At 62.7% G+C, this 21,105-nt stretch carries 22 protein-coding genes (1 of these 22 running past the window's edge); 12 read left to right on the top strand and 10 right to left on the bottom strand.

The genetic code is table 11. From position 1 onward, the window contains the following. Positions 1-111 precede the first annotated feature (111 nt). Positions 112-1,014 (top strand): LysR family transcriptional regulator, encoded by a 903-nt coding sequence (locus R2B70_RS19680; protein ID WP_318162281.1) that lies wholly within the window; start codon positions 112-114, stop codon positions 1,012-1,014. A gap of 397 nt (positions 1,015-1,411) precedes the next feature. Further along, entirely contained in the window at positions 1,412-1,888 is a 477-nt protein-coding gene (locus tag R2B70_RS19675) for a DUF2846 domain-containing protein (RefSeq protein ID WP_318162280.1), read from the top strand. 105 nt (positions 1,889-1,993) lie between these two features. Here the strand turns inward: R2B70_RS19675 and glyS are convergent, their stop codons facing one another. Further along, the gene (gene glyS, locus R2B70_RS19670; protein WP_318162279.1) at positions 1,994-4,063 is read right to left on the bottom strand and encodes a glycine--tRNA ligase subunit beta; all 2,070 of its coding nucleotides are present in this window, start codon (positions 4,061-4,063) and stop codon (positions 1,994-1,996) included. Between the two features lie 9 nt (positions 4,064-4,072). After that, a complete protein-coding gene (gene glyQ, locus R2B70_RS19665; RefSeq protein WP_209794952.1) occupies positions 4,073-4,999 on the bottom strand; it encodes a glycine--tRNA ligase subunit alpha in 927 nt (308 codons plus the stop codon). A 188-nt stretch (positions 5,000-5,187) separates the two neighbouring features. Between glyQ and R2B70_RS19660 the strand changes: the two genes are divergently transcribed. From R2B70_RS19660 to R2B70_RS19635, 6 genes are all read left to right on the top strand, one after another. Then, the gene (locus tag R2B70_RS19660) at positions 5,188-5,766 is read left to right on the top strand and encodes a DNA-3-methyladenine glycosylase I (protein ID WP_216991327.1); all 579 of its coding nucleotides are present in this window, start codon (positions 5,188-5,190) and stop codon (positions 5,764-5,766) included. A gap of 308 nt (positions 5,767-6,074) precedes the next feature. Then, positions 6,075-6,329, top strand: coding sequence for a hypothetical protein (locus R2B70_RS19655; RefSeq protein ID WP_042074040.1), 255 nt, complete (start codon positions 6,075-6,077; stop codon positions 6,327-6,329). Positions 6,330-6,376: 47 nt separating this feature from the next. Continuing rightward, the gene (locus tag R2B70_RS19650; RefSeq protein ID WP_084202513.1) at positions 6,377-6,649 is read left to right on the top strand and encodes a hypothetical protein; all 273 of its coding nucleotides are present in this window, start codon (positions 6,377-6,379) and stop codon (positions 6,647-6,649) included. Between the two features lie 43 nt (positions 6,650-6,692). Next, positions 6,693-6,947 (top strand): hypothetical protein, encoded by a 255-nt coding sequence (locus R2B70_RS19645; RefSeq protein WP_042074042.1) that lies wholly within the window; start codon positions 6,693-6,695, stop codon positions 6,945-6,947. A 77-nt stretch (positions 6,948-7,024) separates the two neighbouring features. Then, positions 7,025-7,267 carry a hypothetical protein gene (locus R2B70_RS19640; RefSeq protein ID WP_042074043.1) on the top strand — a complete coding sequence of 81 codons (243 nt, stop codon included), beginning with the start codon at positions 7,025-7,027 and terminating at the stop codon, positions 7,265-7,267. A 157-nt stretch (positions 7,268-7,424) separates the two neighbouring features. Then, complete coding sequence (locus tag R2B70_RS19635; RefSeq protein WP_042074045.1) at positions 7,425-8,081, top strand: OmpA family lipoprotein; 657 nt, start codon at positions 7,425-7,427, stop codon at positions 8,079-8,081. A 76-nt stretch (positions 8,082-8,157) separates the two neighbouring features. Here R2B70_RS19635 and R2B70_RS19630 read toward each other — a convergent pair whose 3' ends face one another. Beyond that, positions 8,158-8,502, bottom strand: coding sequence for a RidA family protein (locus tag R2B70_RS19630; protein ID WP_318162278.1), 345 nt, complete (start codon positions 8,500-8,502; stop codon positions 8,158-8,160). Between the two features lie 20 nt (positions 8,503-8,522). Beyond that, positions 8,523-8,768, bottom strand: coding sequence for a sulfurtransferase TusA (gene tusA / locus R2B70_RS19625; RefSeq protein ID WP_042074048.1), 246 nt, complete (start codon positions 8,766-8,768; stop codon positions 8,523-8,525). Positions 8,769-8,939: 171 nt separating this feature from the next. Between tusA and R2B70_RS19620 the strand changes: the two genes are divergently transcribed. Continuing rightward, complete coding sequence (locus R2B70_RS19620) at positions 8,940-9,131, top strand: hypothetical protein (protein ID WP_010672410.1); 192 nt, start codon at positions 8,940-8,942, stop codon at positions 9,129-9,131. A gap of 44 nt (positions 9,132-9,175) precedes the next feature. On the opposite strand, the gene R2B70_RS19615 is transcribed toward R2B70_RS19620, so the two are convergent. The 6 genes from R2B70_RS19615 to R2B70_RS19590 form a co-directional block, all read right to left on the bottom strand. After that, on the bottom strand, positions 9,176-10,432 hold the full coding sequence (locus R2B70_RS19615) for an ABC transporter substrate-binding protein (protein ID WP_042074049.1): 1,257 nt from the start codon (positions 10,430-10,432) through the stop codon (positions 9,176-9,178). A 3-nt stretch (positions 10,433-10,435) separates the two neighbouring features. Beyond that, a complete protein-coding gene (locus tag R2B70_RS19610) occupies positions 10,436-11,881 on the bottom strand; it encodes an ATP-binding protein (RefSeq protein WP_042074051.1) in 1,446 nt (481 codons plus the stop codon). A gap of 123 nt (positions 11,882-12,004) precedes the next feature. Then, positions 12,005-12,727: a response regulator gene (locus R2B70_RS19605; protein ID WP_042074053.1), complete on the bottom strand. Its 723-nt coding sequence runs from the start codon at positions 12,725-12,727 to the stop codon at positions 12,005-12,007. A 333-nt stretch (positions 12,728-13,060) separates the two neighbouring features. Beyond that, on the bottom strand, positions 13,061-14,224 hold the full coding sequence (gene fadA / locus R2B70_RS19600) for an acetyl-CoA C-acyltransferase FadA (protein WP_318162277.1): 1,164 nt from the start codon (positions 14,222-14,224) through the stop codon (positions 13,061-13,063). 21 nt (positions 14,225-14,245) lie between these two features. Then, positions 14,246-16,393 carry a fatty acid oxidation complex subunit alpha FadB gene (gene fadB / locus R2B70_RS19595; RefSeq protein ID WP_318162276.1) on the bottom strand — a complete coding sequence of 716 codons (2,148 nt, stop codon included), beginning with the start codon at positions 16,391-16,393 and terminating at the stop codon, positions 14,246-14,248. 204 nt (positions 16,394-16,597) lie between these two features. Next, entirely contained in the window at positions 16,598-18,535 is a 1,938-nt protein-coding gene (locus R2B70_RS19590) for an acetoacetate--CoA ligase (RefSeq protein WP_318162275.1), read from the bottom strand. 196 nt (positions 18,536-18,731) lie between these two features. Here R2B70_RS19590 and pepQ point away from each other — a divergent pair, with 196 nt between their 5' ends. The 3 genes in view from pepQ to R2B70_RS19575 are tightly spaced (at most 36 nt apart) and all read left to right on the top strand, a layout consistent with a single transcriptional unit that may run on beyond the window. Continuing rightward, positions 18,732-20,054: a Xaa-Pro dipeptidase gene (pepQ, locus tag R2B70_RS19585; RefSeq protein WP_318162274.1), complete on the top strand. Its 1,323-nt coding sequence runs from the start codon at positions 18,732-18,734 to the stop codon at positions 20,052-20,054. Continuing rightward, positions 20,054-20,671 carry a YigZ family protein gene (locus R2B70_RS19580; RefSeq protein WP_042074062.1) on the top strand — a complete coding sequence of 206 codons (618 nt, stop codon included), beginning with the start codon at positions 20,054-20,056 and terminating at the stop codon, positions 20,669-20,671. The genes pepQ and R2B70_RS19580 overlap by 1 nt, the downstream gene beginning before the upstream one ends. A 36-nt stretch (positions 20,672-20,707) precedes the next feature. Next, positions 20,708-21,105 carry the 5' end (the start) of a TrkH family potassium uptake protein gene (locus R2B70_RS19575; protein WP_209794942.1) on the top strand. The gene runs 1,060 nt beyond the window's last position, so 398 of the gene's 1,458 nt are visible here — the first part of the coding sequence; it begins with the start codon at positions 20,708-20,710; its stop codon lies beyond the right edge, outside the window.

Here is a 21,105-nt window from a genome sequence, read left to right as displayed (position 1 = left end):
GAATGCCGTGTTGGATGGATTGGCGCCACTATAAGGGGGAGAACTGTTTATTTTTAGACGGGATTGGGCAAAATGATTGTTAGTCATCAACTAACAATGGCGGCTGCCACCATGAAAGGATCCACCTTCCACTGCCTGATGATTTTCCACTGTATCGTGCAGGAGGGGTCGATCCGCGGCGCCGCCCGCCGGCTCGAGATGTCGGCCCCGACCGTGAGTCTGGCCCTCAAGCAGCTGGAGCAGACCCTGGGACTGGCGCTGTTTCGGCGCACCACCCGCAGCATGGAGCTGACCGAGGCGGGGCAGCAGCTGCACGATCAGACCGGCCACGCCATGGCGACGCTCGATGGCGCCCTGGAGCGGGTCGGGCAGCATGGCCGCGCCCCCGCCGGCAAGGTGCGCGTGACCCTACCCCGCTTCGTGTTCCAGAGCTTCCTGCAGCCGCTCTATGCCGGTTTCTGCCGCCAATACCCCGAGATCGAGCTGGAACTGCACCTCTCGGACGCCACGGTTGACATCCTGCGGGAGGGGATAGATCTCGGCATTCGCTCAGGCGACAGAGTCGACGAGGGCATGGTGGCGCGGCCGCTGAGCGGCCCCCTGCGCGAGGCGCTGTTCGCCTCCCCCGACTACCTGGCCCGGCACGGCGAGCCGATGACGCCGGCGCAGCTCAGCGAACATCGGCTGATCCGCTACCGCTTCACCACCTCCAACCGCCTGTCAGCGCTGCGGCTGGCCCTCGACGACAACACGCCGGCCCCGGAGATGGGCACTGCGCTTATCGTCAACGACACCGACGCCATGATCGATGCCGCCAGGCAGGGGCTGGGCATCGGCAAGATGATCGAGCCGGTGGCAACCCCCCATCTCGCCGCCGGCACCCTGATACCTGTGCTGGAGTCCTGGTGGGTGACCCACCCCGGCCTGCACCTCTACTACCGGCGGGAAAGCGCCCAGACCGGCCGGGTACGCGCCCTGATCGACTACCTGCTGGCCCATCGAATGCAACCATAAGCGGCAGCCTTCATCAGGCTGTGGTCTGCACCAGATACCATCACCCCATGTGGGGTAAACTGGCGCGGCATAATCGGACGAACGAGTCGCCTTGGTTGCGGTTGTTGCCGTGAAACAGGGGTTGCCAACGGGAGGGGAAATTAGGTTTGGCCGTGATGGAGGGAAAATCCAGTGACGCGAACGTCCGATTACGCCTGACGGCTCATCTAACCTAGGGGCTCTGTCATTTCGCATATATCAGTTTGATGTCTGTCACATCGTGCATGTCTCTAGGAATCAAATATAAAGTGTTGCTAGCAGATTAAAGAGACATATGGTCAAATTCATGCCTGTCAGGGATAGTGTTTCTTGATAACAAAAAATAAATTCAGGCTAAATGTTGTACGGGGAATTTTTAATGGTTTGTAAAAAACTGGCATTGGCCTCATCTATATTGGGTGCCATGTTTTTGGCTGGTTGCGCCAGCAGTGTTCCAATGGCAAGTACTCAGGAAAGTGCCAAGTTGAAGGCATTTCCGGCACCGAAAGATAATATGGCTGGACTTTATATCTATCGAGACAGTTTTGTAGGCAAGGCGCTAAAGAAAGATGTCTACGTTGATGCTGAATGTGTCGGTGAAACTGCTGATCGGACTTTCTTTTATAAGCAGGTAACAGCTGGAAAGAATCACGACATTTCTACAGAATCAGAGTTCTCTGATAACAAACTCTCTATTTTCACCGAGCCAGGTAAGAACTATTTTGTACGCCAATATATAAAAATGGGTGTCTTTGTCGGCGGTGCCAATCTGGAGGCTGTTTCTGAGGAAGAAGGCAAACGCGTAATTTCCAAAGATAGTGTGCAACTCGCACAATCCGGAGTATGTGGTAATTAATTTCCGGTAGAACATACATGCCATCAGTTGATACCATGTATCTCTCGTAACAAAACAAACGGCGCCTTAACGGCGCCGTTTTTAATATCACAAACCCAACCAGCATCACTGCAGCAGCGAGATATCCGCGACTTGCAGGAACAGGTTGCGCAGGTTGTTGAGCAGCGCCAGACGGTTGGCCTTGAGGGCCTCGTCGTCGGCCATCACCATGACTTCGTTGAAGAAGGTATCGACCGGCTCGCGCAGGGCGGCCAGACGGGTGAGGGCGGCCTGATAGTCACCGGCAGCGAACAGCGGGGCCAGTTCGGATTGCAGTGCTGCAATCTGGGTGGCCAGCGCCTGCTCGGCGGCGTCCTGCAACAGCTCAGCTTTGACCACGGTCGGCAGTTCACCTTCCACCTTGGCCAGGATGTTGCTGACGCGCTTGTTGGCGGCGGCCAGGGCCAGGGCGGCATCCAGGGTGCGGAAGTGGCTGACGGCCTTGACGCGGCGATCGAAGTCCAGCGGACGGGTCGGGCGGCGGGCCAGCACGGCCAGCACCACGTCGGCACCGATGCCTTCGTCCTGATAGGCGGCGCGGAAGCGGCCCAGCATAAAGTCGACCACGTCGGTGACGACTGTCTTGTTGGTGAGCTTGTCACCGTAGACGCTGACGGCCTCTTCGACCAGCTCCACCAGATCCAGCTCCAGCTGCTTCTCGGTCATGATGCGCAGGGCACCGATGGCGGCGCGGCGCAGGGCGAACGGATCCTTGTCACCCTTGGGCAGCATACCGATGCCGAAGATGCCGGCCAGGGTGTCGAACTTGTCGGCCAGGGCCACGGCGCAGGAGACCAGGCCGGACGGCAGGGCATCGCCGGCGAAGCGCGGCATGTACTGCTCGTTCAGGGCCAGGGCCACCGCTTCGGCTTCGCCGTCGTGACGGGCGTAGTGCATCCCCATGACACCCTGGGTGTCGGTGAACTCGCCGACCATGTTGGTCATCAGATCACACTTGGAGAGCAGACCGGCACGCTGGGCCTGGCCCACGTCGGCACCGACCTTGGCGGCGATGAAGCCGGCCATGGCCTCGATGCGGGCGGCCTTGGCACGCACGGTCCCCAGCTGTTGCTGGAACAGCACGGTCTCGAGGCGCGGCAGGCGGTCGGCCAGCTTCTGCTTGAGGTCGGTCTTGAAGAAGAACTCGGCGTCGGAGAGACGGGGGCGCACCACCTTCTCGTTGCCGCTGATGATCTGGCTCGGGTCCTTGGACTCGATGTTGGTGACGAAGATGAACTTCGGCAGCAGCTTGCCGCTCTTGTCGTAGACCGGGAAGTACTTCTGGTCGCCCTTCATGGTGTGCACCAGGGCCTCGGCCGGAACGGCCAGGAACTTCTCTTCGAAGTTGGCGGTCAGCACCACGGGCCACTCGACCAGGGCGGTGACCTCTTCCAGCAGGGCGTCGTCCAGATCGGCCACGCCACCGAAGGCGGCCGCGGCGGCCTCGACGTCAGCCTTGATCTTGGCCTTGCGCGCCATGAAGTCGGCGATGACCTTACCGCGCTCCTGCAGGATCTGCGGGTACTGATCGGCGGTATCGATCTGGAACTCAGCCTCGCCCATAAAGCGGTGGCCGCGGATGGTGCGGGCGGAGTCGATCCCCAGAATGTGGGCGGGGACCAGATCCCCATCCAGCAGCAGGGTCACGGTGAAGACAGGACGCACGAACTGGATGGTCTTGTCGCCCCAGCGCATCATCTTGGGGATGGGCAGCTTGGCCAGAGATGAAGCGACCAGCTCACCCAGCAGTTCGCGGGCCGGACGGCCTTCGACGCGGGCATTATGAACCAGCCACTCGCCCTTGTCGGTGATCAGACGCTCGGCCTGCTCGACTGTGATGCCGTTGCCACGGGCCCAGCCTTCGGCGGCCTTGGTCGGCTTGCCGTCGGCATCGAACGCCTGGGCCACGGCCGGGCCGCGTTTCTCGACGCTCTTGCTCGGCTGTTCGCCGGCCAGTGCGCTCACCTTCAGCGCCAGACGGCGCGGTGAGGCGAACCACTCGACGTCGCCGAAGGCCAGGTCGGCCTTGGTCAGTTCGCTCTTGAGGTTGTCGGCAAAGGCTTCGGCCAGGGAGCGCAGGGCCTTGGGGGGCAGCTCGGCGGTGCCGATCTCTACCAGAAATGTATGTTGTGCCATGTCCGTTCCTTAACCTTGCTGCTCGTTATTGCCACGCTGGCACATCGGGAAGCCCAGCGCCTCGCGGGAGGCGTAGTAGGCCTCGGCCACGGCCTTGGTCAGGGTGCGAATGCGCAGGATGTAGCGCTGACGCTCGGTGACCGAGATGGCCTTGCGGGCATCCAGCAGGTTGAAGGAGTGAGCGGCCTTGAGGATGCGCTCGTAGGCGGGCAGCGGCAGCGGCTTCTCCAGTGCCAGCAGGGACTGGGCTTCCTTCTCGTACTGCTCGAAGCAGTGGAACAGGAAGTCCACGTCGGCGTGCTCGAAGTTGTAGGTGGACTGCTCCACCTCGTTCTGGTGGAAGACGTCGCCGTAGGTGGTCTTGCCCAGGGGGCCGTCAGACCAGACCAGGTCGTAGACGCTGTCCACGCCCTGGATGTACATGGCCAGACGCTCGAGACCATAGGTGATCTCGCCGGTGACCGGCTTGCACTCGAGGCCGCCCACCTGCTGGAAGTAGGTGAACTGAGTCACTTCCATGCCGTTCAGCCACACTTCCCAACCCAGACCCCAGGCACCCAGCGTCGGGTTTTCCCAGTTGTCTTCCACGAAGCGGATGTCGTGGATCTCGGGATCCATGCCCAGCTCCTTCAGGGAGCCCAGATAGAGTTCCTGAATGTTGTCGGGGGAAGGCTTGATGATCACCTGGAACTGGTAGTAGTGCTGCAGGCGGTTCGGGTTCTCACCGTAGCGGCCGTCGGTGGGACGGCGGGACGGTTGGACGTAGGCGCAGGCGATGGGCTCAGGGCCCAGGGCGCGCAGGCAGGTCATGGGGTGGGAGGTACCGGCACCCACTTCCATATCCAGCGGCTGAATGATGGTACAGCCCTGGCGGGACCAATAGTCCTGCAACTGCAGGATCAGGCCCTGAAAGGTTTTGACATCGAATTTTTGCATAGTGTTTTTCGCGCGAAATGAAATCAGAGCAAGATTTGCTGAATGTGAACCGAGGGAGTATACCGTCTGGCATGGTCGGATAATAGGCGAAATTACAGGGGATTAGTGGGGCTATGCTGCCGCTTGCCCTATGATGTCGCCAGCGGAAGCGGCCTGTGGATGGCCGATGAAATGACAGGGGAGAGGAAATGGAACTGCGCTGCGCCTGGGTGACCAAGGACCCGGAATACATCGAATACCATGACAAGCAGTGGGGCAGGCCGGTGTATGACCCGCGCGAGCTGTTTGCCAAGCTCTGCCTCGATGGCCAGCAGGCGGGGCTGTCGTGGATCACCATCCTCAAGCGCACCGAGAGCTACCATCGCGCCTATGCGGACTTCGATCCGGTGCGCATCGCCCAGTTCGACGACCGGGATGTGGAGCGGCTGATGCAGGACAGCGGCATCATCCGCAACCGGCTCAAGGTGCAGTCGATCATCAAAAATGCCCGCGCCTATCTGGCGCTGGAGGCCGAAGGCATCGACTTTGTCGATTATCTGTGGGGCTTCGTGGGCGGCGCCCCCATGGTCAACCGGCGCCAGGGGAATGGCGACATTCCGGCGACCTCGCCGGAGTCGGATGCCATGTCAAAAGCCTTGAAAAAACGCGGCTTTACCTTCGTCGGCAGCACCATCTGCTACGCCTTTATGCAGGCGGTGGGCATGGTGAACGATCACCTGGTGACCTGCCCCTGTCACGCCGAATGCCAGCAAGCGATGCCGGAGTGAATGGGGGAGTGAGCGAAGAAGGGAGGCCTGGGCCTCCCTTCTTCTTTGGGCCCGAATCAGCAGGGTTGAAGGACCTGGCTCAGCGCCTCGCGCACCTCGAGGATGTCTCTGCCGGGGCTTGCAAGGCCACCTGTGTCACCCTGGTCGGTGCCTCGGGATGCCGGTGGTTGCCAAGATGAACGAGCATGGCTGGCTGGTCCCTGCCATGCCAGAAGCCGCCACCGTGGGGAGCCCATTTTCGCTGCCGGTACAGCCGGCATACAGTCGTGGCTGCCCAGAATCGGGATATCCATCACGAGGATTTCCCTATGTCACTGAATTCATTCCGCCCCCGTACCCTCGCCAGCCTGCTGCTGGCCAGTTGCTCCCTGCTGGCGACCCTGCCCGCCCAGGCGACCGATCGCCAGGACTCCCGCGACGTGCGCCAGGAGGTGCGTCCCGAGATCCGCGACGCCAAGCAGGATTGCCGCGAGAACGACCAGAAGGACAACTACGAGTGCCGCCAGGACAAGCGTGAGGTGAAGCAGGACGTGCGCGAGAAGGCCCGCGACGTCAAGTACTGATCCCCGTGACCGCCCCGACGTCCGTCCATCCATACAGGAGCCTCGACATGAAGACCTCAACTCCTCGCTTTGGCCGTAGCGCGTTGCTGTCAGCCCTGCTGGCCGGTTGCACCCTGTTGGTGGCCCTGCCGGCCCAGGCCACCGAACAAGCCCAGCAACGCCGCGACGCGCGGGATCTGCGCCAGGAAGTCCGCCAGGAGTCCCGCGAACAGAAGCGCGACTGCCGCCAGGAAGAGTTCCTTGGCAATGCCGATTGCCGTCAGGAGCATCGCCACCACAAGCAAGATGCCCGTGAAGCGGCTCGTGATATCAAGTATTGAGGCCGGGAGCATTCCCCCGCCGTCAACCCTTATTGGAGTGCCCATGACCATTGCCATCTCTCGCCTGGGCGCCGCCCTGCTGACCGCCTGCACCCTGCTTGCCGCCGTACCGGCCCAGGCCACCAATCAGGGCGAGCAGCGCCAGGATGCCCGTGACATCCGCCAGGACAGCCGTCAGGAGTCCCGCGATGCCAAGCAGGAGTGCCGCGAGGGGCTGGTCGGCAATGCCGACTGCCGCCAGGACCATCGCGACAGCAAGCAGGACGCCCGCGACGAGGCGCGCGACGTCAAGTACTGATGTGCCGGGCCCCACCGGGCTCGGTGTATAATTGAGAGACGCCGATCCGCTGCGTTTCATCCCTTTCAGGAGTCATCATGAAGAAATTTGTATTCATGCTGCTGGCGGCCACCGCCCTGTCGACGGTACTGCCCGTGCAAGCCACCGAGCAGGCCAGGCAGCGGCGCGAGGCCCGCGATGTGCGTCAGGACACCCGTCAGGAATCCCGCGACGCCAAGCAGGAGTGCCGCGAGGGGCTGGTCGGCAACGCCGACTGCCGCCAGGAACACCGCGAGAACAAGCAGGAAGGGCGAGACCAGGCCCGCGACATCAAATATTGATGCCCGACCTGCAGGGTGCAGGTTCCGCCATCTTTGCGCCACAAGGAGACCCGGTTTCCTTGTGGCGCTTTGTCGATCCTCAGCGTCACACTCTGGCGCCTCTCTGGGTTAGAATGCGCGGCCATTGGCTAGCGTCGTTCTTTTTCGGAGATTTTTCATGCATTTCAAGAAACTGGTTCCTGCCCTTGCCCTGACCGTCGCCATCACTGGCTGCACCACCAACCCCTATACCGGTGAATCCCAGACTTCCAAGGGGGCCTGGGGCGCACTGGCCGGTGCGGCGACCGGCGCCGCCGTGGGGGCTCTCTCCTCCAGCAAGGGGGATCGCAAGAAGGGCATCCTGACCGGCGTGGCGGCCGGTGCGGCTCTGGGTGGCGGTATCGGTTACTACATGGACGTGCAGGAGGCCAAGCTGCGCGAGAAGCTGCAAGGTACCGGGGTCAGCGTGACCCGCAACGGTGACGAGCTGATCCTGAACATGCCGAACAACGTCACCTTCGACAGCTCCAGCGCCCAGCTGAAGGCGGCCGGTGCCAACACCCTGTCCGGCGTGGCCATGGTGGTGGCCGAGTTCGACAAGACCCGGCTGAACGTGGTCGGTCACACCGACAGCACCGGCTCCCGCGAGCTGAACATGAAGCTCTCCCGCGATCGCGCCGATGCCGTCGCCGCCCAGCTGATCGGTCAGGGCGTGGCGGGCAGCCGCATCGCCATCAGCGGTGTGGGCCCGGATCAGCCGGTGGCCACCAACAGCACCGCCGAGGGCAAGGCCCAGAACCGCCGGGTGACCATCACCCTGACCCCGACCGCCTAAGCGGCCCGGTTCGCGCCAAATAAAGAGGCCCCGCCAGTCATGGCGGGGCCTCTTGCTATCTCAAGCCAGGGAAATCTTAGACGGCGGCGGTCAGCTGCACTTCCACCTTGTAGCCTTCGTGGGCGAGGCGGGCCTGTACGCAGGCTCTGACCGGGGCTGTACCCGCAGGGATCCAGGCGTCCCACTGGGCGTTGAAGGCTCCGATATCGGCGATGTCTTTGAGATAGATGTTGGCCATCAGTATCCTGTCGACGCCGGAGCCGTTGGCTTCCAGCAGACGCTGCAGGCTTTCCAGCACCTCACGGGTCTGCTGGTGAATGTCGGCGGTCTCGGTGGCGGGCACTTCCACCACATAGAGGGTGCCGTTGTGGATGACAACATCAGACCAGCGGGCCGTGGTGCCGATTCGGGTAATCGTCATGGATTGCTCCGGTACTGGGCTTATTGACCCTTGCGGATCAGATAGCGATAGGGGGCCTGCTCTGTCTCGCTGGCGACCAGAGTGTGGTCCATGAAGCGGCAGAAGCTGGGAATGTCGCGGGTGGTGGAGGGATCGTCGGCGCTGACCAGCAGGGTCTCTCCCTCGGCCATCAGCCGCACTTTCTTGCGAACCATCATCACGGGTTCCGGGCAACGAAGCCCGATTGCGTCCAACTCATGAGTTGCATCGCAGAATAAAGCACTCATCAATAATCAACCTTCAACCAATTCAGCCAGCAATGATACTCACGGCGAAAAAATAATCAAACCGCGGTGCGGTTATGCAGCATATGCTACCAAAATGTGAACCGGCTCTACCCAGGCTCCGCTCGATGAGTAATATAAAAATTGAACCATATTCAACAAGGAGGTGTGAATATGCAGGTCTCCTACGGCAGATTGCAAGCCTACGCGGGCATGGGGTTCTTGTCGTTCGCCATGATAGTGCTGGGCAGCCCGATCGGTAATACCGGTACCTGGTTCGGCTCCATGGTGATGATAGGGCTGGGGCTCTGGATCGAGCTCAGCGACTATTACGACGAGGATGAGGACGAGAACGATCCCTCCTGAGAGCCAGGCTCTCGGCATTCAAAGGCGGACAGGTTCCGCCTTTGTCATTTCTGCTCCGCGCCGGATCGGGTCGAGCGCATGGCGCGCTCCAGCTGCAGCGCCGTCTGCTCCGGGTTGGCCCTGGCATCGTTGAAGAAACTGCTCAGCACATCCATGATCCCCTGACGCATGTTGGTCGGCACCGCCATCCCCTCCGCCATGCTGGGCAGCAGGTTGTCCTGCTGCTCGGCGTGGAGGAAATCCTGATAGGAGCGGATGGCGCAGCGGTCAAACTTGCTCATGTCCGGCTTGATGAGCGCCGGAATGGACCCCTTCACCCGGTTGAACTCCTCCTGGAATCTCGGCGTCATCAGCAGCCTGGCCAGCTCGCCCTGGGCCTGCAGCTGGGCGGGGTCCCGCTGCTTGAACATGGCGATGGAGTCGAGGTTGTAGCTGAACAGCCCGGCACTGCCGGGGCTCGGCAGGCACTCGATATCCTCACCGGGTCGGTAGTTGCCGGCGCTCAGCTCCCCCTTGACCCAGTCCCCCATCACCTGCATGGCGGCACCGCCGCTCTCCAGCAGATTGGTGGCCTGGTGCCACTTCAGGCCGGCGTATTTCTCCGGCACATAGGCGCGCAGCTGCTGGAAGCGGGTCAGCACCCGCACCATGTCGGGGCCGGTCAGGGTGGCGCTGTCCTGTTCGAGGAAGGCCTTGCGGTAGAAGATCTTGCCCCCTTCGCCGAGGGCTACCGTCTCGAACAGCACCGCGAGCTGCCAGGGTTCGTTGCCGATGGCGAGCGGGGTGATGCCTTTCTCCTTGAACTGTTCCGCCACCGCCACGAACTGGGCCCAGTCGGTGGGAGGCCTGAGCCCCAGCCGCTCGAACGCCTTGCGGTTGAGCCACAGCCAGTTGACCCTGTGGATGCCGGTGGGCACCGCCATCAGGGCGCCGTTCTGGCTCAGGGTCTCCCGCACCATGGGCGGCAGTTGCGGGTACCAGCCGAGGTGTTCGGCCATGGGGGTGAGATCGCGCAGGAAGCCCAGACTGCCCCACTCGTGCAGCTCGTACCCCTTGAGGTGGGCCGCCTCCGGCGGGTTGGCCGCCAGGGCCCGGCTCTTGAGCACCGTCATGGCGCTCTTGCCACCCCCGCCCTGCACCGCGAAGTCGTTCCACTGGTTGCCCTGCTCGGCCCATTCCGACTTGAGCACTTCCACCGCCTTGGCCTCGCCGCCGGAAGTCCACCAGTGCAATACCTCCACCTGGGAGGCGCGAACGGGCAGGGAGAGCAGGGCGATGACAGAAAACGACAACCACTTCATACATTACTGCCTTGGTAGGGAGAGGGTGGCCTGCAGGCCGCCCTGGGGGCGATTTTCCAGCACCAGATCGCCGCCGTGGGCGTGGGCGATGTTGCGGGCGATGCCAAGGCCCAGCCCGGTCCCGGAGGGGTCGTTGCTGAGGCGATAGTAGGGCTCGAAGATGCGTTCGAACTGATCTTCCGGCAGGCCGGGGCCCTCGTCCATGATGAAGAGGATCAGCATCTCCTCGTCATCCATGATGATGACGCGCACCCTCTGGCCGTACTTGATGCCGTTGTCCACCAGGTTGCCGATGCAGCGCTTGAGGGCCAGTAGCTTGCCGCGGTAGGGCCACTTGCAGTGCCCCTCTATGGTGAGCAGATCCTCGTGCAGGTTCATGGACTCCGCCATCTGCTCCAGCAGGGCGTTGATGTCGATCTGCTCGAGGTTCTCGTGGATGTCGGTCTCCTTCACCGTCTGCAGCGCCCCTTTCACCATCAGCTCCAGCTCGTCGAGATCCTTGTTGAACTTGGCGATCTGCACCTCGTCGTCCAGCAGCTCGACTCGCAGCCGCAGCCGGGTGATGGGGGTTTTGAGATCGTGGGAGATGGAGCTGAACAGCCGCTCCCGATCGTCGATGAAGCGGCGGATGCGTTGCTGCATGATGTTGAAGGCGCGGGTCGCGGCCACGATCTCGGAGGCTCCCTCCTCTTTGAGCGACGGCTGGTCGATGTCCTTGCCGAGGTTGACCGCCGCCTTGGCCAGCCGGCGCAGGGGGCGGGTCTGCCAGCGCACCAGCATGAAGGTGAAGAAGCAGAGGAAAACCGTCATCAGGGCGATGAAGCGCACCTGGTTGCTCGGCATCACGGTGTCATCCAGCGTCATATAGGGGGCGGGCAGCAGGGCCGCCAGGTAGAGCCACTCCCCCGGCTCTATCTCGATCTGGGTCACCAGCACCGGCGGATTGATGGGCTCCAGTGACAGGGTGTAGCGGGCCCAGGAGGAGGGGAGGTCCGCCAGCAGGGTGTCGTTGTTGAAGACGTGCAGCTCCTCGGGACGGGAGAAGTCCACCTTGATGGCCATGGCGTCGGAGAGCTTGCGGGTCAGCACCTCCTGCACCTCCTTCAGCACCAGCGTCTTGCGCTCGCTGTCGGGGATGGCGCTGATGTGGATCTCCTCCTCGTTCAGGGACACGAAGAAGCGGCTGCCCCCCATGTTGCGCAGCTGATCCAGCGCGATGTGGCGGTACTGCAGCGGCAGGGACTTGAAGAAGTTGACGGTGGAGGCGGCCGACAGCGCCAGGTTGCGGGTGGTGCTGAGCATGCCCTCCAGCTCCCGCTTCTGGATCTGCTGCATCCAGATGCCGGTGAGTATGGTCTGGGAGAGCAGGATGGCGAGCAGCAACAGCAGTAGCATCCGCGACAGCAGGGAGCGGGGCACCAGGGCCCGCCAGAACCATCTCGTTCTCACGGATTTTCGCGCCTCTTGTCGATCAGCATGGGGTGGTTACCTCTGCGCCTTGCCGTTGACCCGTCATGGGCCTCTCTTTTGCCGTTCAAGGCCACTCGTGCCTCTCGCCGTACAGCCTGCCTGTTACGGGATCTCGTGGACTTCGGCGATCAGCATGTAGCCGCTGCCGCGTATGGTCTTGATGATGCGCGGGCTCTTGCCGTTGTCACCCAGCTTCTGGCGCAACCGGCTGATCTGCACGTCGATGCCGCGCTCCATGGGCAGGCTCTCGCGACCGCGGGTGGCGTCCGAGATGGTATCCCTGTCCAGCACCACGCCGGGCTGTTGCAGGAACATGCCGAGCAGCATGGCGTCGCTGCCGGAGAGGTCCAGCAGGCTGCCGTCGTCGTGGGTCAGCTGGTGGCTCAGGGTGTCCAGGGTCCACTCGGCGAAGCGCAGCCGGCGGCTCGGCTCCTTCTCCTTCTCCGGCTGGCGGAATTCGGCGCGGCGCAGCAGCGCCTTGATGCGGGCCTGCAGCTCGCGCGGGCTGAACGGCTTGGCGATGTAGTCGTCGGCGCCAAGCTCCAGGCCGATCACCCGGTCCGCCTCGTCGGAGGCGGCGGTCAGCATGATGATGGGTACCTGGGAGTCGCGGCGGATCTGCTGGCAGAGGGTAAAGCCGTCGTCGCCGGGCATCATGATGTCCAGAATGATGAGGTCCGGGCTGTGCTGGGCGAGTTGCTGGCGCATCTCGTTGCCCTCTGCCGCGGTCAATACCTGAAAGCCCGCCCGGGTCAGGTATTCGTTGAGCAGCTCGCGGATCTCCTGATCGTCGTCGACGATAAGCAGTTGTTTGCTCGTTGACATATGTATGTGCATCCACCCATTTTTTTGTGCAGATTGAACCTGTCGGGGGAGCAAAAAGCAAGCAAGGCCCCCCTCTAATGTGAAGTTATGGGCAATATAGCCCCCGGATTGACCCCGATCGCGGGAAAAGAATAAAAAAGGCCGACCCAAACGGGCCGGCCAACACGCAGATTCCGACGACAGGAGTGCACCCCGTGTGGCGCACTCCACAGACTCGATAACGGGGTCGCAAAGGCGGCCCCAACACCTGTGATGGGGCCCGCTGCGCCGGGATGCAGGGGCGGGCCCGTGTCTGTTGTTTCCCCCTGACCGGCGAGCCGGCCAGGGCGTTACTTACACTCGTTCGAAGACGGTGGCGATGCCCTGACCCAGACCGATGCACATGGTGGCAACCCCCAGGGTCGCATCCTTCTCCTCCATCAGATTGATGAGGGTTGTGGAGATGCGGGCGCCGGAGCAGCCGAGGGGGTGACCCAGCGCAATGGCGCCGCCGTTCAGGTTCACCTTCTCGTCCACCAGATCCTGCAGACCCAGGTCTTTCACGCAGGGCAGGGACTGGGCGGCAAACGCCTCGTTCAGCTCGAACAGGTCGACATCACCGACGGTCAGACCGGCACGTTTGAGCGCCTTCTGGGTGGCCGGCACCGGGCCGTAACCCATGATGGCGGCGTCACAGCCGGCGATGGCCATGGCACGTACCTTGGCGCGCGGTGTGAGGCCGAGGGCCTTGGCTCTGTCCGCGCTCATCACCAGCATGGCGGCGGCACCATCGGACAGCGCCGAGGAGCTGCCGGCGGTGACGGTACCGTTGACCGGGTCAAACACCGGGCGCAGCTGGCTTAAGCCATCGACCGTGGTCTCCGGGCGGATCACCTCGTCGTAGTCGTAGAAGAAGCGGGCGCCGCTGGCGTCATGGCCTTCCAGCCCGACGATCTCCCTGGCAAAACGCCCTTCCACAGTGGCGGCGTGAGCGCGGCGGTGGGAGCGGGCGGCAAACTCGTCCTGCTGCTGACGGCTGATGCCGTGCAGCTTGCCGAGCATCTCGGCGGTCAGTCCCATCATGCCGGAGGCTTTCGCCACCGACTTGGCCATGCCGGGGTGGAAGTCGACGCCGTGGCTCATCGGCACGTGACCCATGTGCTCGACGCCGCCGATGATGAAGATATCCCCATCACCCACCGCAATGGCGCGGGAGGCATCGTGCAGCGCCTGCATGCTGGAGCCGCACAGGCGGTTGACGGTGACCGCCCCCACCTGCTTGGGAATGCCAGCCAGCAGGGCGGCGTTGCGGGCGATGTTGAAGCCCTGCTCCAGGGTCTGCTGCACGCAGCCCCAGTAGATATCCTCGATCTCGTTCGGGTCGAGGTTGGGGTTGCGCAGCAGGATGGATGTCATCAGGTGCGCGGACAAGTCTTCTGCACGCACGTTGCGGAAGGCGCCGCCCTTGGACCGGCCCATCGGGGTCCGGATACAGTCGACAATGACTACGTCTTTCATGAATGGATCTCCTTTCCGCAATCAGTAGAAGGTTTTGCCCTGGGCGGCCATCTCACGCAGCTTGTGGCTGACGCGGTAGAGCGGGCCCAGGTCGGCATACTGGTCGGCCATGGCCACGTAGCGATCCAGACCGATAGTGTCCAGATAGCGGAACACGCCGCCGCGGAAGGGAGGGAAGCCCAGACCGTAGACCAGTGCGATGTCGGCTTCGGCTGGCGTGGCAACTATGCCCTCTTCCAGACAGAGCACTACCTCGTTGATCATCGGGATCATCATGCGAGCGATGATGGCGTCCTTGTCGAAATCCTGTTTCGGCTTGGCGATGGGGGCCAGCAGCTCGTAAGCAGCGGCGTCGGCCACCTTCTTCGGCTTGCCCTTCTTGTCCTGCTCGTAGGCGTAAAAGCCCTTGCCGTTCTTCTGACCGAAGCGGTTCACTTCGTACATCACGTCGATGGCGGTGCGACCTTCCTTGCTCATGCGCGCCGGGAAGCCCTGCGCCATCACGTCACCGGCGTGGTGGCCGGTGTCGATGCCGACCACGTCCAGCAGGTAGGCGGGGCCCATGGGCCAGCCGAACTCCTTCTCCATCACCTTGTCGACGGCGGCGAAGTCGGCACCATCGGCGACCAGCTTGTTGAAGCCGAAGAAGTAGGGGAACAGCACCCGGTTGACGAAGAAGCCCGGGCAGTCGTTGACCACGACCGGGGACTTGCCCATGGCGGCGGCGTAAGCCACCACGCGGTTGATGGTTTCATCCGAGGTCTGCTCGCCGCGGATGATCTCCACCAGTGGCATGCGGTGCACCGGGTTGAAGAAGTGCATGCCGCAGAAGTTCTGCGGGCGCTTCAGCCCCTTGGCCAGCAGGGAGATGGGAATGGTGGAGGTGTTGCTGGCGAGCACGGCGTCTTCGCCGATGATCCCTTCCACTTCGCCCAGTACGGCGGCTTTCACCTTGGGATTCTCGACCACGGCTTCGACCACCACATCCACATGCTTGACGTTGTCATAGCTGAGGGTAGGAGTGATGGCGGAGAGCACCTGGCCCATCTTGATGCCGTCGATGCGACCACGCTCGAGCTGGCCGTTGAGCAGCTTGGTGGCCTCATTCATGCCAAGTGCCAGCGCCTTCTCGTTGATGTCCTTCATCACCGCCGGGATGCCCTTGCTGGCGGACTGGTAGGCGATGCCGCCGCCCATGATGCCGGCACCCAGTACGGCGGCGTGGCCAGTGGCCTTGCTTGCCTGCTTGGCGGCCTTCTTGGCCAGCGCCTTGATGTGCTGATCGTTGAGGAAGATACCGACCAGCGCCTTGGCCACGTCGGTCTTGGCCAGCTTGATGAAGGTCGCGGCTTCGGCGGCCAGCGCGTCGTCACGACCCATGCCGGCGGCGGCTTCCACCGTTTTCACGGCGGCCATGGGGGCCGGATAGTGTTTGCCCGCCACGGCGGCAACCATGCCCGCGGCGGTGGTGAAGCTCATCATGGCTTCCAGCTTGGAGAGGCGCAGCGGGGCCTTCTTGGCGGCGCGGCGGCCCTGCCAGTCCAGCTTGCCCGCGATGGCGTCTTTGATCATCTGCAGCGCGGCGCCCTGCAGTGCTGCGGGGGCGACCACGGCGTCGATGGCACCCACCTTGAGGGCGTCATCGGCACGGACATCCTTGCCGGTGGTGATCCACTCCAGCGCGTTGTCGGCACCGATCACCCGTGGCAGGCGGACGGTGCCGCCAAAGCCCGGCATGATGCCGAGCTTGGTCTCGGGCAGGCCGATCTTGGCGCTGGTGTCGGCCAGGCGGAAGTCGGTGGAGAGGATGGTCTCGCAGCCGCCGCCCAGGGCGTGGCCCTTGATGGCGGACAGGGTGGGTACCGGCAGATCTTCGATGGCGCTGAAGATGTCGTTGGCCTTTTTCAGCCAGCCGAGCAGATCTTCCTGCGGCAGATCGAACAGTTCCAGGAATTCGGTGATGTCGGCGCCGACGATAAAGGCGTCTTTGCCGGAGGTGAGGATCAGACCTTTTAGTTCACGTTCTTGTTTTAATGCGGCGATCGCTTCGCTCAGGGAGAGCAGGGTAGCGCGATCCAGCTTGTTGACTGAACCCGGGGCATCGAACCTCAGTTCGGCAATGCCGTCTTCGAGGTAGCTGACCGTCAGGGTTTCGCCTTGGTAGATCATGAGAGTGTCTCCTTGTTCCCACTCTGTGGGGAATGGTGCTCCTTTATCCCCAGCAGGGGGCGAGGCTCACTATTGATCCAAAAGGAGACATTTTCAACACCTATTTAAAACATTTGTTTAACAGTTGTCGAGTAAAAGCTCTCCATCACGGAATGGACAAGAGAGAGGCGCCTTGCGGCGCCTCGGATGGATGTGAGTTTGTTATCAACTGGCCAGTTCGGGACGATCGCGATACTGGTTCAGCACCTCGGGATCGGCGAGGGCATGGGTGTTGTTGACGGGTCTGTTGTGCACCACTTCCCGCACCGCCAGCTCCACAATCTTGCCGGACTTGGTACGGGGGATGGCATCCACCTGCAGGATGCGGGCGGGCACGTGACGGGCGGTGCAGTGCTGGCGCACCTGCTGGCGGATGCGCTCGCGCAGCGCTTCGTCCAGCATGAGACCTGGCTTGAGCTTGACGAACAGCACTACCCGCTCGTCCTGCTGCCATTGCTGGCCGATGACGATGCTCTCCTCCACTTCGTCGAGCTGCTCGACATAGCGGTAAATTTCGCTGGTGCCGATGCGCACGCCGCCCGGGTTGAGGGTGGCGTCGGAGCGGCCGTAGAACAGGACGCCGCCGGTCGGGGTCAGCTCGATCCAGTCGCCGTGGCACCAGACGTTGTCGAACCGCTCGAAGTAGGCGGCGTGGTACTTGTCGCCGCTCTCGTCCCCCCAGAAGCCGATGGGCTGTGCCGGGAAGGGTTTGGTACAGACCAGCTCGCCCTTCTCTCCCTGTACCGGCTGGCCCGCTTCGTTGAACACCTGTACCGCGAGGCCGAGGCCGCGCCCCTGGCTCTCGCCGCGGTAGACGGGGCTGAGCGGGTTGCCGATGACGAAGCAGGAGCAGATGTCGGTGCCACCGGAGATGGAGCTGAGCTGCACGTCTTGCTTGATCTGCTGATAGACGTAGTCAAACCCCTCCGGCGACAGCACTGAGCCGGTGCTGCAGATCAGCCGCAAGTGCGGCAAGTCGTGGCTGTTGATGGGGGCATAACCCTGTTTGTGCAGGGCGTCGAGATACTTGGCCGAGGTGCCGAACAGGGCGACCTCTTCGTCGCGGGCGAGATCCCAGAGCACGTTGCCATCCGGGTAGAACGGCGAGCCGTCGTAGAGCACCAGAGTCGCGCCGGAGGCGAGGGCGCTGACCAGCCAGTTCCACATCATCCAGCCACAGGTGGTGAAGTAGAAGATCCGCTCCCCCGGCTTGATGTCGCAGTGCAGCTGGTGCTCTTTCAGATGTTGCAGCAGGGTGCCGCCGATGCCGTGCACGATGCACTTGGGCTTGCCGGTGGTGCCGGAGGAGTAGAGGATATAGAGCGGGTCATTGAAGGCCATGGGCTCGAAGGCGAGCTGGGCGCTGGGCTGACTGGCCAGCACCTGCTGCCAGTCGTGACCCAGTTGCAGGGCGTTGCCCAGCAGGGGGACCATCACCGTCTGCTCTATGCTATCTATCTGGCTCACCACGCCGGCCACCTTCTCCTGTATGTCGATGGCCTTGCCACCGTAGCGGTAGCCGTCCACCGCAAACAGCACTCGCGGCCGGGTCTGGCCGAAGCGCTCTACCACGCTGGCTTCGCCAAAATCCGGGCTGGTGGAGGTCCAGATTGCGCCCAGGCTGGTGGTTGCCAGCATGGCCACCACGGTTTCCGGGATATTGGGCAGGTAGGCGGCGATCACATCGCCACGACCAATCCCCTGATTGCGCAGCCACTGGGCCAGACGGGCCACCTGATCCGCCAGCTCGCGCCAGCTCAGGGCGCGGCTTGGGCTCCCTTCGATGCGGGAGATGATGGCCGGGCTCTCGTCCTGGCGGCGCAGCAGGTTTTCGGCGAAGTTGAGCCGGCTGTCCGGGAACCAGCGGGCACGCTGCATCTCCTGGCGGTTCTCTGCCACTATGTTGCCGAGCTCCCCCTTGACGCCGCAGTGCTGCCACACCAGCGGCCAGAAGCGGGTGGTCTTCTCCACCGACCATTGATAGAGATCGGCGTAGCTGCGCAGTTGCAGGCCGTGGAAGTGATTGACCTCGGCCATGAACCTGTGGAGGTTGGAGTGCTGCATCCTGTCCTGATCCGGTGTCCACAGACAAAGGTTTTGCATGAGTCGTTCCTGACGGCTGTTATCTACTGTCTGTGGGCAGTGTATTGAATTGTTCTTTGTTTGTTAATTGCCTGTTTTCGTTTAATAACAAAAACCCTGTAACCTATGCGTTACCTCACGAAGCGAAAGCCTGGCGGCTCGAGCCTTGATTCGCTTGATGTTATGCTGAAGTCACATTCGCCCGGAGCAGGACGCCATGAGCAGTTACAGCCAACTTTTTGCCCAGCATCTCGACACCCTTCAGCGGCGCACCCGCGACATACTGCAGCAGCAGGGGCTGAGCGGACTGGCCATCCATGCCGGCCAGACCCACCGCATCTTCCTCGACGATCAGGATTACCCCTTCAAGGTGAACCCCCAGTTCAAGGCCTGGTTGCCGGTGCTGGACAATCCCCACTGCTGGTTGCTGGTGGACGGGGTGAGCCAGCCGGTGCTGCTGTTCTACCGGCCGGTGGATTTCTGGCACAAGGTGGCGGATCTGCCCACTGCTTTCTGGGTCGACTTCTTCGACATCCGTTTCCTGACCCGGCCTGAGCAGGTGGCGGATCACCTGCCGGCCAACAAGCAGGAGTGGGCCTATCTGGGGGGCCACCTGGAGGTGGCCGAGCTGCTGGGGCTGGGGCAACCCAATCCAGAGGCGGTGCTCAACTATCTGCATTATCACCGTGCCTACAAGACGCCCTATGAGCTGGAGTGCCTGCGCGATGCGAACCGCATCGGCGTGCGCGGCCACATCGCGGCCAAGGACTCCTTCATGGCGGGGGCGAGCGAGTTCGAGATCAACCTGGCCTACATGAAGGCGGTCGGGCAGGGGGCCAATGATGCGCCCTACGGCAATATCGTCGCCATCAACCGCAATGCGGCCATCTTGCACTACACCCACCTCTCCACCCAGCGGGTGCCGGATGCGGAGCGCCACTCCTTCCTCATCGATGCCGGGGTGGACGTGCATGGTTATGCCTCCGACATCACCCGCACCTGGGCCTGGCGCCGGGGCGAGTTCGCCGATCTGATCGCGGCGCTGGACGCCCAGCAGCAGGAGATTATCAAGGAGATCAAGCCGGGTCGTCGTTACAGCGAGCTGCACCTGCAGATGCATCACAGGCTGGCGCGCCTGCTGCAAGCCACCGAGCTGGTGGACATGTCGGTGGACGAGATGATCCACACCGGGGTCACCAATGCGTTCTTCCCCCATGGCCTGGGCCACTTTCTTGGCCTGCAGGTACACGACGCCGGCGGCTTCATGCAGGACGAGCGCGGTACCCATCTGCCCGCTCCCGAGCAGTTCCCCTATCTGCGCTGCACCCGGGTGATGGAGGTGGGTCAGGTGTTCACCATAGAGCCGGGCCTCTACTTCATCGACAGCCTGCTGGAGCCGCTGCGCCAGGGTGAACAGGGCAAGCGGGTCAACTGGAACAGGGTCGAGGCCCTGCGCCCCTATGGGGGCATCCGCATCGAAGACAACGTGGTCCTGCACGCCAACGGGGTGGAGAACCTGACGAGGCAAGCAGGGCTCTGATGGCGGCGGATTACCCCATACCGGTCGGGCCTGTGGAGGTGAGTGAAGAGATCAAGAAGAGCCGCTTCATCACCTTCATCGCCCACACACCCACAGTGCCGGCCGCCAAGGCCTGGATCGACGACATCAGAGCACAACACCCCGGGGCCCGGCATCACTGCTGGGCCTTTGTCGCAGGGGCCCCGCAGGACAGTCAGGTGTATGGCTTCAGCGATGATGGCGAACCCTCGGGCACGGCGGGCAAACCCATGTTGGCCCAGCTGATGGGGGCAGGCCTCGGTGAGGTCGCCGCCGTGGTGGTGCGTTATTACGGCGGCGTGCTGCTCGGCACCGGTGGCCTGGTCAAGGCCTACGGCGGTGGCGTGGGGGCCGCCCTCAAGCGGCTCGAGACCCGGATCAAGCGTCAGCAGACCCCCTCCCTCATCCAGTGCGACTATACCGACATGGGGGCGGTGGAGGCGCTGATCTCCACCCATCAGGGTCAATTGCTGGCGGCCGACTACGGTGCCAGCGTCACTCTTCAGGTGGCGTGGGAATCCTCCGCTTGGGCCCAGGTTGCGCGAGAACTGACCGACCGAACTCAGGGTCGGGTATCCCTTCGTCCTCTAGATGGCTAGAATCCATCGCTCTTTTAGTCTGAAGAGGGAGCCGGAATGCAGATTCTGAGCATCATCCGTATCGTGGGTCTGCTGGTCGCGCTGTTCAGCTCGACCATGTTGCTGCCTGCGATGGTGGCTTTTGGGTACCGAGATGGCGGGGGGGCCGAGTTCGTCAACTCCTTCTTCATCGCCCTGCTGCTCGGCACCGCGCTCTGGTTCCCCAACCGCCATCAGAAGAAAGATCTCAGGTCCAAGGAAGGCTTCCTCATCGTCGTGCTGTTCTGGGTGGTGCTGGGCAGCGTGGGGGCCGTCCCCTTCATCCTCAGCGACGTGCCGAGCATGTCGGTCTCCGAGGCCTTTTTCGAGTCGTTCTCCGGCCTGACCACCACGGGGGCGACCGTGCTGACCGGGCTGGACGAGCTGCCCAAGGCATTTCTGTTCTACCGCCAGTT

The sequence above is a fragment of the Aeromonas sp. XH genome (assembly GCF_033348475.1).
GTDB lineage: Bacteria > Pseudomonadota > Gammaproteobacteria > Enterobacterales > Aeromonadaceae > Aeromonas > Aeromonas sanarellii.
This window is presented reverse-complemented; position numbering and strand designations above follow the sequence as displayed.

Coding starts and splice junctions, on each gene's coding strand:
- R2B70_RS19680 (WP_318162281.1), top strand. CDS start 112: ATGAAAGGATCCACCTTCCACTGCCTGATGATTTTCCACTGTATCGTG.
- R2B70_RS19675 (WP_318162280.1), top strand. CDS start 1,412: ATGGTTTGTAAAAAACTGGCATTGGCCTCATCTATATTGGGTGCCATG.
- glyS (WP_318162279.1), bottom strand. CDS start 4,063: ATGGCACAACATACATTTCTGGTAGAGATCGGCACCGCCGAGCTGCCC.
- glyQ (WP_209794952.1), bottom strand. CDS start 4,999: ATGCAAAAATTCGATGTCAAAACCTTTCAGGGCCTGATCCTGCAGTTG.
- R2B70_RS19660 (WP_216991327.1), top strand. CDS start 5,188: ATGGAACTGCGCTGCGCCTGGGTGACCAAGGACCCGGAATACATCGAA.
- R2B70_RS19655 (WP_042074040.1), top strand. CDS start 6,075: ATGTCACTGAATTCATTCCGCCCCCGTACCCTCGCCAGCCTGCTGCTG.
- R2B70_RS19650 (WP_084202513.1), top strand. CDS start 6,377: ATGAAGACCTCAACTCCTCGCTTTGGCCGTAGCGCGTTGCTGTCAGCC.
- R2B70_RS19645 (WP_042074042.1), top strand. CDS start 6,693: ATGACCATTGCCATCTCTCGCCTGGGCGCCGCCCTGCTGACCGCCTGC.
- R2B70_RS19640 (WP_042074043.1), top strand. CDS start 7,025: ATGAAGAAATTTGTATTCATGCTGCTGGCGGCCACCGCCCTGTCGACG.
- R2B70_RS19635 (WP_042074045.1), top strand. CDS start 7,425: ATGCATTTCAAGAAACTGGTTCCTGCCCTTGCCCTGACCGTCGCCATC.
- R2B70_RS19630 (WP_318162278.1), bottom strand. CDS start 8,502: ATGACGATTACCCGAATCGGCACCACGGCCCGCTGGTCTGATGTTGTC.
- tusA (WP_042074048.1), bottom strand. CDS start 8,768: ATGAGTGCTTTATTCTGCGATGCAACTCATGAGTTGGACGCAATCGGG.
- R2B70_RS19620 (WP_010672410.1), top strand. CDS start 8,940: ATGCAGGTCTCCTACGGCAGATTGCAAGCCTACGCGGGCATGGGGTTC.
- R2B70_RS19615 (WP_042074049.1), bottom strand. CDS start 10,432: ATGAAGTGGTTGTCGTTTTCTGTCATCGCCCTGCTCTCCCTGCCCGTT.
- R2B70_RS19605 (WP_042074053.1), bottom strand. CDS start 12,727: ATGTCAACGAGCAAACAACTGCTTATCGTCGACGACGATCAGGAGATC.
- fadA (WP_318162277.1), bottom strand. CDS start 14,224: ATGAAAGACGTAGTCATTGTCGACTGTATCCGGACCCCGATGGGCCGG.
- fadB (WP_318162276.1), bottom strand. CDS start 16,393: ATGATCTACCAAGGCGAAACCCTGACGGTCAGCTACCTCGAAGACGGC.
- R2B70_RS19590 (WP_318162275.1), bottom strand. CDS start 18,535: ATGCAAAACCTTTGTCTGTGGACACCGGATCAGGACAGGATGCAGCAC.
- pepQ (WP_318162274.1), top strand. CDS start 18,732: ATGAGCAGTTACAGCCAACTTTTTGCCCAGCATCTCGACACCCTTCAG.
- R2B70_RS19580 (WP_042074062.1), top strand. CDS start 20,054: ATGGCGGCGGATTACCCCATACCGGTCGGGCCTGTGGAGGTGAGTGAA.